This is a genomic window from Pseudomonas agronomica, assembly GCF_025917275.1.
Lineage (GTDB): Bacteria > Pseudomonadota > Gammaproteobacteria > Pseudomonadales > Pseudomonadaceae > Aquipseudomonas > Aquipseudomonas agronomica.
In genome coordinates this window covers 1-13,050 of the sequence record NZ_JAOSHO010000110.1, presented here as the reverse complement: position 1 = coordinate 13,050, position 13,050 = coordinate 1, and the positions used below count along the sequence as shown (strand labels likewise).

The following is a 13,050-nucleotide window of genomic DNA, read 5'->3' as shown; positions in this document are numbered from 1 at the left end:
GTGGGAGCGGGCTTGCTCCGGGCGGCGATCCGACGAAGCTTTTCAGGGCCCGAACGTCAGATCGGGCAGGTCACGCCGGTGCCGCCGATTCCGCAATAGCCTTCAGGATTTTTCGCCAGGTATTGCTGGTGATACGCCTCGGCGAAGTAGAACGTCGGCGCTTCGTCGATTTCGGTAGTGATTTCGCCTTTACCGGCCTTGTTCAGCTCAGCCTGGAACACGTCCTTGCTGTTCTTCGCTGCTTCCAGTTGCCCGGGCGTGGTGCAATAGATCACCGAGCGATACTGGGTGCCAATGTCATTTCCCTGGCGCATGCCCTGGGTCGGGTTGTGCAGTTCCCAGAACATTTTCAGAAGCTGCTCGTAGCTGACCTTCGCCGGCTCGTAGACCACCAGCACCACTTCGCTGTGGCCGGTCAGGCCAGAGCAGACCTCTTCATAGGTCGGGTTCGGCGTAAAGCCGCCCGCATATCCCACCGCCGTACTGACGACGCCTTCACGTTGCCAGAACTTGCGCTCCGCGCCCCAGAAGCAGCCGAGGCCGAAGATGGCGAAATCCACGTCCATGGCAAACGGGCCCAGCAGCGGCGCGTCGTGGACGAAGTGTTTTTCCGGCACGGCCATCGGGGTTTCACGGCCGGGAAGAGCTTGATCGGGAGTAGGAAGCACGTTTTTGTTCACCAGGATTTCCGAGCGCAAGACCATTATCAGTCCTCTCAGTCAGATTGAGTTGAGCGAAATAGACCGTCAGTGTGCCTCAGAAAAGCCGCCGCAAGCTATAAGCGGCTGTCAGACCAGCGGGCCGCGCGGATAACGCTTGAGCTTCTCGATAAGCTCTGTGCCGGGGATCGGCCGGTCGAAGAGGTAGCCTTGGCCGACGTCGCAGCGATGGCGGCGCAGGAAGGCGAGCTGCTGGGCGGTTTCGATGCCTTCGGCCACGACCTTGAGTTTCAGGTTGTGGGCCATGGCGATCACCGCGGAGGTGATTTCCATATCGTCCTGGTTGTCCGGGATTTCATGGATGAAGCTGCGATCGATCTTGATGATGTCGATCGGGAATTTCTTCAGATAACTCAGGGACGAATAACCGGTGCCGAAGTCATCCATCGCCAGGGTCAGGCCCAGGCGCTTGAGTTGGTCGAGTTGCAGGTGGGTGTCCTCGGTCGCTTCAAGCAGCAGGCCTTCGGTCAGCTCCAGCTCCAGCAACCGCGCAGGCAATTGTTCTTCCTTGAGGATGCTGGCAATCGAGGCCACCAGGTCCGGATCGGAAAACTGCTTGGGTGACAGGTTGATCGCCACTTGCAGGTTGCCCAGGCCGGCGGCGGTCAGCTGCTTGCTCATACGGCAGGCCTGGCGGGCGATCCATTTGCCGATGGGGATGATCAGGCCGGTTTCCTCGGCCACGCTGATGAACTGGTCCGGACGGATCATGCCTCTTTCCGGATGGTTCCAGCGTAGCAGCGCCTCCATGCCCAGCAGGCGACCGCTGCGCAGGCAGAGCTTGGGCTGGTAGAAGACATCCAGTTCATTCTGGGTCAGGGCCCGGCGCAGGTTGTTTTCCACGAACAGCTTGTAGCTGGCCTCGGCGTTCAGGGCCTCAGTGAACACCTGGACCTGATGCTTGCCGTTGGCCTTGGCCTTGTGCAGGGCGAGGCCGGCGTTGCGCATCAGCGTCTGCGGGTCGCGACCGTGCAGCGGCGCGCAGGCCAGGCCCACGGAGCCGGTCACGCTGATCAGTTGGTTATCGACGAACATCGGCTTGTCGAGTGTCATCAGCAACTGGCTGGCGATCTGTTGGCCGGCCTCGAGGTCGGTGTCGTCCAGCAGTACCGCAAATTCGTTACTGGCGAATCGCGCCAGGCTGCCGCTGGGGCTCAGGCTGTTGCGCAGGCGCCGGGCCAGGCTGATCAGCAGTTTGTCGCCGGTCTGGTGGCCGAGGCTGTCGTTGATGCGCTTGAAATTGTCGATGTCCACCAGCAGCAGGCTGATGGGCGAGTCGCTGTCCCGGGCGAAGCGTTCATCGAGGTTGCGAATGAACGCCGGTCGGTTGCCCAGGTTGGTCAGGTTGTCGGTATAGGCCAGGCGCTCGATGCGCTGCTGGGCCAGTTTGGTCTGGGTGATGTCTTCGTAGATGCCGATGTAGTGCGTCAGTTCGCGGTTGTCGCCATAGACCTTGGAAATCGACAGCTGGCCCCAGTAGGGTTCGAGGTTCTTGCGCCGGCTCTTGAATTCGCCCTGCCAGCTATTGCTCTGGGCCAGGGCTGAGGGCGCATCGAACAGCAGCTCGCTGAGGTTCTCCAGGGCCGGCAGCTCGGACAGCCGTTGGCCGTGCACTTCCTCGGTGGTGTACTGGGTGATGGCGGTGAAGCTCGGGTTGACGTATTCCACCACGCCGTCGCAGTTGACCAGCAGGAACGCGTTGGCGCTCTGTTCCACGGCGCGCTGGAACAGATGCAGGGCGCTGGTGGCGGTGCGGCGGTTGTGGTTGTTGATGACCTGGGCGAACTGGTCTGCCAGTTCGCCGGCGAAGGCGATTTCGTCCGACTGCCAGGCCCGGGTGACGCCCACTTGTTCCAGGCACAGGACGCCCACCACTTGCCCATCGATCCGGATGCTGGCGTCGAGGATGGCGTTGACGTCGCGGGCTCGCAGGCTGTCGGCCATTTCCCGGGTGCGCGGGTCGCGCATCGCATTGTGCGCGTCGATGGCTCGGCAGGTCTGCAGTGCCTCCATGTAATTTGGAAAGTCGTTGGCGTTGATGACATCCGGAAGGAAGTATTCCTGGGAGGAGCGGTTATAGGCCGAGATCGGCACAAGTCTGCCGTCTTCCAGGTTCCAGATGCTTGCGCAGTCGATCTGATAGATATCGCAGGCGCTGCGGGTGATCAATTCGGCGGCTTCTTGCAGCGAGTTGTTGGCGCTGTAGCGCTGGCGGGTGAGCAGCAGGATCAAATCTTGTTGGGCACGGACCCGGTCCAGGTGCTGGAGCTGTTCCTGCTGGGCGCGCTGGTTCAGTTCCAGGGCAATCTGCAGTCGTGAGTTCTGGGTTTCCAGATCGACGGCCGGCAAGGACGGCTCGTCCTGCAGCAGGTCGTCGACGACCAACAGATAACCGCGCAGCAGGTGACGATTGTGCTGCCTGTAGGCCTCACCGGTCTCCAGCAGGTTCATCGGCCCTTTGGCGGTGTGCAGCGTATAGCGGATCAGGTAGTGGGACGCTTGGGCCAGTTGCTGCTGGATGGCATCATGCAACTGATAGCGCGCTTCAGGCTCCATCAGGCTGGCGTAAGGGGAACTGACCAGTGAGCATAGCTCCACGGCCGGCAAGCCGAAGTAGCGTTCGCAGTTTGGATCAAGGAATAGCAGCGCCCAGCTTGCTTCATTCAGCCGTTCGAAACGCAGCATACCGAGCCGCGAGGGCACCGGTAACTGCGTCACTACCTCGGCCGCCATACGGCTGGCGGCATCGGGTTGGCTTTTCATGGGGAAACTCGCTTCGAAAATGCTGATCGCGCCGGGCTGACGCCCTCGTCATTACGGATTGCCGCAAGGTTGCATCATTGCGGCACTGGCTGACAAGAGACATGAAGGCCAAGTGCTATAAACCTTTTATCGGCCGACAAAGGGATTTCTCCAGTTGCCAGCCGATCAGAGGTACTCGTTGGCCTGCTGCCGATCAGCGCAACGGTATATCGACGACCTCCAACGGCGCGCCGTCACGGTCACGAAACGTTACCTGAACGCTCTGGACCGTGACTTTCAGCTGTGCAAAGTTGTCCTGGCTGATGACCTTGCTGGTCAGTTCGTATTGGTATTCACCGCTTGGGGCCTTGGCCATGGGTTTACCGAAAATAAAAGTCGAGGCCTTGGCGTAGGGCAGCAGCTTGCTGTTGCAAAACGGCGAGGAAACGATGGTGTGAACCTGGAAGTCAGGATCCTGGCTATGCGCCAACAGGCTCGTCAGGGAGCCATGCACGTCACCAGATACGAAAATCACGTTCTTGATCCGATGGCTGCGGATGGTTTCCAGCACTCGCAGGCGTTGCGCCGGAAAGGCTTGCCAGGCGTCCCCGCCATTGAATCGGCGGTCGGGGTAGAACATGACGCTAGTGACAATGAACTTGACGCGGGCGGGGCTGTTGATCAGCCAGTCGAGCAGCGATTGTTCCTGTTCGGCATCCAGGATGCGTCGATCGTTCATCGACAGGTTGCGTCGAGTCCGGCTGTCAGTCACGAACCACTCGATATCGCCGTGGGTGAATGAGTACCAATAGCGTGGCAGTGTTTGACTTAACGTGCCGTCGCTTAAAAGTTCATGGGCCGGGCTGTGGCTGGCTTGGTATATCTCATAGACCTCCAACGCATTTGCATAAAGTAATTCATCATCTTTGGTTCTGTTAGTCGGCCAGTTGTCCTCGATCTCGTGGTCGTCGAGCATCATGTAGGTCGGAACGTTGGACATCAACTTTTTGATGTGGGGTTGGGAAAGTGCTGTGCGGTACTTAAATAATATGTCCTTATGGCTGTGGTCCGGGGCGACGATGTTCAAGTCGTCGAGATACACCTGGTCTCCGGTCATCAGCACCGCGCTGATTGGCGGATCGGCCTGTTCGACGATTCGGTTGATACCGGCGAACGTGCGGTCTCCCAGCGCTGGCCGCGATGGGACGCCAGCGGTGATCCGAAGGTATCGGCAAGACCCCACGATATAGCTGCGAGCCGCGTTGGCCTGGCCGGTCGGAGTGCGTAGCTGGTAAACGTCCTTGGGCCATTGCAAGGGCAATTCCAGAATGGTTTCGACGGTGTGTGCCGGGCTCAGTGTGGTTTTCCAACCGGCCTGGTATTCATAAACGGTATCGGGCTGGAGGCCTTTCAATACGATGACGGCGCAAAAATCACGGTAGGAAAACAGGCGGGAAAACTGTCCTCTTGACCAGGCAGTATCGCCTTTTCGCCTGTAGCGAATGCCGGCGAATACCGGGTCGTTAGCATCTCCATCGCCTCGTAGAAATATACGCGCGTGGTCAGTTGTTGTGTGGCCGACAATAGGACCAATAGTGGGCTTTAGCATGTTCGAATCCATTCGAAGTTATAAAGATTGTTTTACGGTTGCGGGTGTTTAGTGGGTGATCGGTAACTATGCTAAAGCGCCGCATGCAATAAATAGTGAGCGGGGAGGGGGCGTTAGTTGTGAGTAATGGCTGATAGAACAAGTAGGCCATGTTGCGTAATGCAGTAGGAAAAATCGTGCTGGAATAAAACGTTTTTATCCCACGCAAAAAAAAGCCCCGCCAAATGGGCGGGGTTGAGGTACGAGCGTGGCGCTCGGAAAACGACTGCCGAACGGCCCTCCGCGAAGAGGGCCGTTCGGTGTTACAGCAGGATGGTGCGGATGTCGCCCAGCAAGTCGCTCAAGCGCTTGGTGAAGCGTGCAGCGGCGGCGCCGTTGATCACACGGTGATCGTAGGACAGCGACAGTGGCAGCATCAGCTTCGGCTGGAAGGCCTTACCGTCCCAGACTGGCTGGATGGTTGCCTTGGAAACGCCCAGGATCGCCACTTCCGGCGCGTTGACGATCGGCGTGAAACCGGTGCCGCCAATGTGGCCGAGGCTGGAGATAGTGAAGCAGGCGCCCTGCATGTCGTCGGCGGTGAGCTTCTTGCTCCGGGCTTTTTCGGCCAGGGCAGCGGCTTCGGCAGCCAGTTGCAGCAGGCTCTTCTGGTCGACGTTGCGGATGACCGGTACCAACAGGCCTTCCGGGGTGTCGACGGCAAAGCCGATGTGCACGTATTTCTTGCGGATCACCGCCTTGCCGCTTGGGGCCAGGGAGGCGTTGAAGTCCGGCAGTTCCTTGAGCAGGTGCGCACAGGCCTTGAGCAGCAGCGGCAGTACGGTCAGCTTGACGCCGGCCTTTTCCGCCACGGCTTTCTGCGCGACGCGGAAAGCTTCCAGCTCGGTGATGTCAGCCTGGTCGAACTGAGTCACGTGCGGGATGTTCAGCCAGCTGCGATGCAGGCTCGACGCGCCGATCTGCATCAGGCGAGTCATGGCCACTTCTTCGGTTTCGCCGAAGCGGCTGAAATCCACCGCCGGGATCGGCGGGATGCCCGCGCCGCCGGTGGCGCCTTCGGCCGGAGCGTTCTTGGCCTTCTGCATCATGGCCTTGACGTAGGCCTGCACATCTTCCTTCAGCACGCGACCGTGAGGACCGCTTGGGCCGACGGCCGACAACTCGACACCGAATTCACGGGCCAGCTGACGCACCGCAGGGCCGGCGTGCACCTTGGCACCGCTAGGCGCAGGCGCGGCGGCGACAGGGGCAGGAGCCGCTTCGGCCTTGGCCGCAGGCGCGGCGGCTGGCGCTGGTGCTGCTTCAGCCTTGGCGGCCGGCGCAGCGGCCTGGGCTGGTGCGGCAGGTGCCGAGGCACCTGCTACTTTCAGCTTCAGGATCAGGTCACCAGTACCGACTTCGTCTTCCAGCTTGACCTCGACGCTTTCCACCACGCCGGCGGCCGGCGATGGGATTTCCATGCTGGCCTTGTCGGATTCCAGGGTGATCAGCGACTGGTCGGCTTCGACGGTGTCGCCGGCCTTGACCAGTACTTCGATGATCTTGGCCTTGCCCGACGAACCGATGTCCGGGACGTGAATGTCCTGGACCGTGGCAGCGGCAGGCGCGGCGGCCGGAGCGGGAGCCGCTTCGGCAGCCGGTGCGGCGGCAGGTTTTTCAGCCGCCACCGGGGCAGCAGCCGGTGCGGCCGCTTCAGGCGCCGCAGCGGCGCCCTCGACTTCCAGCTCCAGCAGTTCGTCGCCTTCTTTCAGGCGATCGCCCAGCTTCACTTTCAGGCTCTTGATGACACCGGCCTTCGGCGCAGGCACTTCCATGCTGGCCTTGTCCGATTCAAGCGTCAGGATGCTCTGGTCGGCTTCGATACGGTCGCCGACCTTCACAAACAGTTCAATTACTTCACCTTCACCGCTGCCGATGTCAGGTACGCGAATGAGTTCGCTCACGAAAATTCTCCTCAGCAGTCCAGTGGGTTGCGTTTTTCCGGATCGATGCCGAACTTGGCGATGGCTTCGGCCACCACTTTAGGTTCGATATCGCCGCGGTCAGCCAGGGCTTCCAGGGCTGCCAACACAACGAACTTACGGTCGACTTCGAAGAAGTGACGCAGCTTCTTGCGGCTGTCGCTACGGCCGAAACCGTCGGTGCCCAGCACTTTGAATTCCTTGGAAGGAACCCACTGGCGGATCTGCTCGGCGAACAGCTTCATGTAGTCGGTAGAGGCGATGACCGGACCTTTGCGGCCGTTCAGGCACTCTTCGACGTAGCTCAGCTTTGGCTTCTGGCCAGGGTGCAGACGGTTGCTGCGCTCTACGGCCAAGCCGTCGCGACGCAATTCGTTGAAGCTGGTCACGCTCCAGACGTCAGCGCCGATGTTGAACTCTTCGCGCAGGATCTTCGCTGCTTCACGCACTTCGCGCAGGATGGTGCCGGAGCCCATCAGTTGCACGTGGTGCGCCGCTTCGCGGGTGTCTTCTTCGAGCAGGTACATGCCCTTGACGATACCTGCCTCCACGCCGGCCGGCATGGCTGGCTGCTGGTAGGACTCGTTCATCACGGTGATGTAGTAAAAGACGTCCTGCTGCTCTTCGGTCATCTTCTTCATGCCGTCCTGGATGATCACCGCCAGCTCGTAGCCGTAGGTCGGATCATAGGTGCGGCAGTTCGGGATGGTCCCGGCCAGCATGTGGCTGTGGCCGTCTTCGTGCTGCAGGCCTTCACCGTTGAGGGTGGTGCGGCCGGCGGTGCCGCCGATCAGGAAGCCACGGGTACGGCTGTCGCCAGCGGCCCAGGCCAGGTCGCCGATACGCTGGAAGCCGAACATCGAGTAGAAGATGTAGAACGGCAGCATCGGCTGGTTGTGGCTGGAGTACGAAGTACCGGCGGCAATGAAGGAGCTCATGGCGCCCGCTTCGTTGATGCCTTCCTCGAGGATCTGGCCCTTCTTGTCTTCCTTGTAGAACATCACCTGGTCTTTATCGACTGGCTCGTAGAGCTGGCCGACGGACGAGTAGATGCCCAACTGGCGGAACATGCCTTCCATACCGAAGGTACGGGCTTCGTCCGGGATGATCGGGACGATGCGCGAGCCGATTTCCTTGTCCTTGACCAGTTGCGCGAGGATCCGCACGAAAGCCATGGTGGTGGAGATTTCACGGTCGCCCGAGCCGTCCAGGATGGCCTTGAGGGTATCGAGTGGCGGAGTCGGGATGCTGAAGCTCTTGGCGCGGCGCTGTGGCACGAAACCGCCCAGGGCTGCACGGCGCTCGGCCAGGTAGCGGGCTTCGGCGCTGCCTTCTTCGGGCTTGAAGAACGGCAGGTTTTCCAGCTCGCTGTCCTTGACCGGAATGTCGAAGCGGTCGCGGAACAGCTTCAGGCTCTCGACATCGACCTTCTTGGTGTTGTGCGCGGTGTTCTTCGCTTCGCCGGCACCGGTGCCATAACCCTTGATGGTCTTGGCCAGGATGACAGTCGGTTGCTCTTTGTGGTTGACCGCCTGGTGGTATGCGGCATAGACCTTGTACGGGTCGTGGCCACCACGGTTGAGCTTCCAGATCTCGTCGTCGGACAGGTCGGCAACCATGGCCTTGAGTTCAGGCGAGTTGAAGAAGTGCTCGCGGACGAACGCGCCGTCCTTGGCCTTGTAGTTCTGGTATTCGCCGTCGATGACTTCGTCCATGCGACGTTGCAGGATACCGTCGACGTCCTTGGCCAGCAGTGGGTCCCAGAAGCGGCCCCAGATGACTTTGTTGACGTTCCACTGGGCACCACGGAACACGCCTTCGAGTTCCTGGATGATCTTGGCGTTGCCGCGAACCGGGCCGTCGAGGCGCTGCAGGTTGCAGTTGATGACGAAGATCAGGTTGTCCAGCTTCTCGCGGCCGGCCAGGGAGATCGCGCCCAGGGATTCCGGCTCGTCGCACTCGCCGTCGCCCATGAAGCACCAGACTTTCTGCTTGCCTGGCTGGATGAAGCCACGGGCTTCCAGGTACTTCATGAAACGTGCCTGGTAGATCGCCTGGATCGGGCCCAGGCCCATGGAAACGGTCGGGAACTGCCAGAAATCAGGCATCAGCCAAGGGTGCGGGTACGAGGACAGGCCGTTGCCGTCCACTTCCTGGCGGAAGTTGTTCATCTGGTCTTCGGAAATGCGGCCTTCCATGAACGCACGGGCGTAGACGCCTGGCGATGCGTGACCCTGGAAGTAGATCAGGTCGCCGCCGTGTTCGTCGGTCGGGGCCTGGAAGAAATAGTTGAAGCCGATGTCATACAGCGTCGCGCTGGAGGCGAAGCTGGAGATGTGACCGCCCAGGTCAGAATCTTTCAGGTTGGTACGCATGACCATGGCCAACGCGTTCCAGCGCACCAGCGAGCGAATGCGGCGTTCCATGAACAGGTCGCCAGGCATGCGTGCTTCGTGGGTAACGGGGATCGTGTTGCGGTACGGCGTGGTGATGGCGTAGGGCAGTTGCGAACCGCTGCGGGTCGCGAGTTCACCCATACGGGTCATCAAGTAATGAGCACGGTCTTCGCCTTCTTTGTCGAGAACCGATTCCAGGGCGTCCAGCCATTCCTGGGTTTCGACGGGATCGAGGTCTTGCATGGCTTGCTCCAGGGCGGAAAGGCTACCAGAATCGGTTGCCTGAGTTTGCGACTGGCCTTGTGGGCAGACGATATAAATTCTTGGATTGCCGAAGGTTGTTTCGGCGGCGTGTAGTTTTACTACAAATCGTCGACCGTTTCAGCCTTTCGAATGTATAGACGAGTAGTAAAACTACACATGAGCGGCTGATGGCCCCTCGTTTCGTTGTGAGAATAATCGTTACTGTTGGTCATTTGCCAACTCGAACAGGTAAAAACTTGATGCCGGCTGCCAATAAAATCAGAAAATCAGCTATTTATCATCTTTGTTCGACAGTCGATCAGGTAGTGTCTTCTGTAAAAACACTACATCCAGCCCTTCCTGCGCCGATCAAGGATAGACCATGAGCCTGCCCTCGCTTGCCCCAATATCGGAAAAGGTACCGGCGATTCTTCAGTCATTGGTCAGTCGCGCCGAGCAGTCGTTCCGCGCGGCGGTCGCTTCCCTCGACGACGATCATGGCTTGTCGGCCTGGACGCCGCAGCGCTGGGCCGAGTTCAACCGCGTCGCCGCCGCCAGTGACTTTGTCGTCGAGCAAAGTGTACGGGACCCGCTGATGCTGTTGGCGCTGGTGAGCAGCGGCGAACTGGACCGCAGCCTGGCGCCGGGTGAAATGTGCGCGCAGATCGGTGCCGCCGTCCAGGCCGCCGAAACCGAAGACGAACTGGGCCGCGTCCTGCGCCGCCAGCGTACCCGCCAGCAGGTGCGGATCATCTGGCGTGACCTGACGCGCCAGGCCGACCTGGTGCAGACTTGCCGGGATCTCTCGGACATGGCCGACACCTGCATCGACCAGGCTTACCACTGGTTGTACCAGCGCCTCAGCCAGCAATTCGGCACGCCTACCGGACGGCGCAGCGGCGAGCCGCAGCAGATGGTCATCCTGGGCATGGGCAAGCTGGGCGCGGTGGAGCTGAACCTGTCGTCGGACATCGACCTGATCTTCGCCTACCCCGAAGGCGGCGAAACCGTCGGCGCGAAGCGGCCACTGGATAACCAGGAGTTTTTCATCCGCGTCGGCCAGCGCCTGATCAAGGCCCTCGACCCGATGACCGTCGATGGCTTTGTGTTCCGCGTCGACATGCGCCTGCGCCCCTACGGCTCGGCCGGTGCGCTGGTGCTGAGCTTCAACGCGCTGGAACAGTATTACCAGGACCAGGGCCGCGACTGGGAGCGCTACGCCATGATCAAGGCGCGCGTGGTGGCGGGCGACCAGGTGGCCGGCGCGCAACTGCTCGACATGCTGCGCCCGTTCGTCTATCGCCGTTACCTGGATTTTTCCGCCATCGAAGCGCTGCGCACCATGAAGCAGTTGATCCAGCAGGAAGTGCGGCGCAAGGGCATGGCCGACAACATCAAGCTGGGTTCGGGCGGGATTCGCGAAGTGGAGTTCATCGCCCAGGCGTTCCAGCTGATCCACGGCGGTCGCGACTTGAGCTTGCAGCAACGACCCCTGTTGAAAGTGCTCGGCACCCTGGAAGGCCAAGGTTATCTGCCGTCCAAGGTGATCGACGAACTGCGCGAGGGCTATGAGTTCCTGCGCTATACCGAGCATGCGATCCAGGCCATCGCCGACCGCCAGACCCAGATGCTGCCGGACAGCGTCCAGGATCAGGCGCGTATCGCGTTCATGCTGGGCTTCGCTGATTGGACGGCGTTCCATGAACGACTGATGTACTGGCGCGGGCGCGTGGCCTGGCATTTTGGCCAGGTGATCGCCGATCCTGATGAAGAAGCCGGTAGCGAAGGCGAAGTGGCAGTCGGGGGCGAATGGTTGCCGCTGTGGGAAGACAGCCAGGATGAGGAAGCGGCGTGTCGCCAGTTGGAAGAAGGCGGTTTCGCCGATGCGCCCAAGGCACTGAAGGCCTTGGCGGCGCTGCGCTCCAGCCCGCAATTACGCGCCATGCAACGCCTGGGGCGTGAGCGCCTGGACGCCTTCATTCCGCGCCTGCTGGCCCAGGCGGTGGAACATGCCGATCCGGACCTGGTGCTGGAGCGGGTGTTGCCGTTGGTGGAGGCCGTGGCCCGTCGTTCGGCCTACCTGGTATTGCTCACCGAAAACCCCGGCGCCCTGCGGCGCTTGCTGACGCTGTGCGCGGCGAGCCCGTGGATTGCCGAGCAGATTACCCGCTTCCCGCTGCTGCTCGATGAATTGCTCAATGAAGGCCGCTTGTTCAAGCCGCCCTTGGCGCCGGAGTTGGCGGCGGAGCTGCGCGAACGCCTGACGCGTATTCCCGAGGATGATCTCGAGCAACAAATGGAGGCGTTGCGGCACTTCAAGCTGGCCCACCGTCTGCGCGTGGCCGCTTCGGAAATCTCCGGCAGCCTGCCGTTGATGAAAGTCAGCGATTACCTGACATGGCTGGCCGAGGCGATTCTCGAACAAGTACTGGCGCTCGCCTGGCGCCAGACAGCGGCCAAGCATGGCGTGCCGTTGCGCACCGACGGCAGTTTGTGCGATCCGGGGTTCATTATTGTCGGTTATGGGAAGGTCGGCGGCCTGGAATTGGGGCATGGTTCCGACCTGGACCTGGTGTTCATCCACGATGGCGACCCGCAGGCGGAAACCGATGGTCCGAAACCCATCGATGGCGCGCAGTTCTTTACCCGGCTCGGCCAGCGGATCATCCACCTGCTGACGGCCCAGACCAACTCCGGGCAGCTGTATGAAGTGGACATGCGGCTGCGGCCTTCCGGCGCATCGGGTTTGCTGGTCAGCTCATTGGGGGCGTTTGCCCGTTACCAGGAGAACGAAGCCTGGACCTGGGAGCATCAGGCATTGGTGCGTGCACGTGTGCTGGTGGGCAGCCAGGATGTGGGTCAGGCGTTCGAGAAGGTTCGCGTCCAGGTGTTGGGGCGCAAGCGGGATTTACCGACGTTGCGCCAGGAAGTGAGCGAGATGCGCGCCAAGATGCGCGACAACCTCGGCAGCAAGGCTACCGCCGCCGGAACTGCGCAGAACGCTTTCGAGGCCACGGCGCCCTTCGACCTCAAGCAGGATGCCGGAGGTATCGTCGATATTGAATTTATGGTGCAATACGCGGCTTTGGCGTGGTCCGAGGAACACCCATCACTGGTGCGCTACACCGATAACATCCGCATCCTGGATGGGTTGCAGGAGCTCGGGTTGATGCCCGCCGAAGACGCCACGCTGTTGCGCGAGGCCTACAAGGCCTACCGCTCCGCCGCCCACCGCCAGGCCTTGCAGAAAGACGCCGGGGTGATCGCAGGCGACCAGTTCGTGAATGAGCGTCGGCAGGTGATGCGGATCTGGCGGGAGCTGGGACTGAGCTGAAAATGGATTTGCGGTGCTGCACGGTATTGAAGCCTGTGCAGAACCC

6 protein-coding genes are annotated in these 13,050 nt (G+C 60.9%); 1 reads left to right on the top strand and 5 read right to left on the bottom strand.

The features are described from left to right. Positions 1-56: 56 nt before the first annotated feature. The 5 genes from msrA to aceE form a co-directional block, all read right to left on the bottom strand. Positions 57-704 (bottom strand): peptide-methionine (S)-S-oxide reductase MsrA, encoded by a 648-nt coding sequence (gene msrA, locus OC610_RS10870; protein ID WP_264427781.1) that lies wholly within the window; start codon positions 702-704, stop codon positions 57-59. 84 nt (positions 705-788) lie between these two features. Further along, positions 789-3,482 (bottom strand): putative bifunctional diguanylate cyclase/phosphodiesterase, encoded by a 2,694-nt coding sequence (locus tag OC610_RS10865; protein WP_264427780.1) that lies wholly within the window; start codon positions 3,480-3,482, stop codon positions 789-791. Between the two features lie 193 nt (positions 3,483-3,675). Then, positions 3,676-5,070 (bottom strand): alkaline phosphatase D family protein, encoded by a 1,395-nt coding sequence (locus tag OC610_RS10860; RefSeq protein ID WP_264427782.1) that lies wholly within the window; start codon positions 5,068-5,070, stop codon positions 3,676-3,678. 302 nt (positions 5,071-5,372) lie between these two features. Continuing rightward, the gene (aceF, locus tag OC610_RS10855) at positions 5,373-7,013 is read right to left on the bottom strand and encodes a dihydrolipoyllysine-residue acetyltransferase (RefSeq protein WP_264427779.1); all 1,641 of its coding nucleotides are present in this window, start codon (positions 7,011-7,013) and stop codon (positions 5,373-5,375) included. Positions 7,014-7,024: 11 nt separating this feature from the next. Next, a complete protein-coding gene (aceE, locus tag OC610_RS10850; RefSeq protein WP_181290926.1) occupies positions 7,025-9,670 on the bottom strand; it encodes a pyruvate dehydrogenase (acetyl-transferring), homodimeric type in 2,646 nt (881 codons plus the stop codon). A gap of 382 nt (positions 9,671-10,052) precedes the next feature. On the opposite strand from aceE, the gene glnE reads away from it, so the two are divergent. Next, the gene (glnE, locus tag OC610_RS10845) at positions 10,053-13,004 is read left to right on the top strand and encodes a bifunctional [glutamate--ammonia ligase]-adenylyl-L-tyrosine phosphorylase/[glutamate--ammonia-ligase] adenylyltransferase (RefSeq protein WP_264427778.1); all 2,952 of its coding nucleotides are present in this window, start codon (positions 10,053-10,055) and stop codon (positions 13,002-13,004) included. Positions 13,005-13,050: the final 46 nt, after the last annotated feature.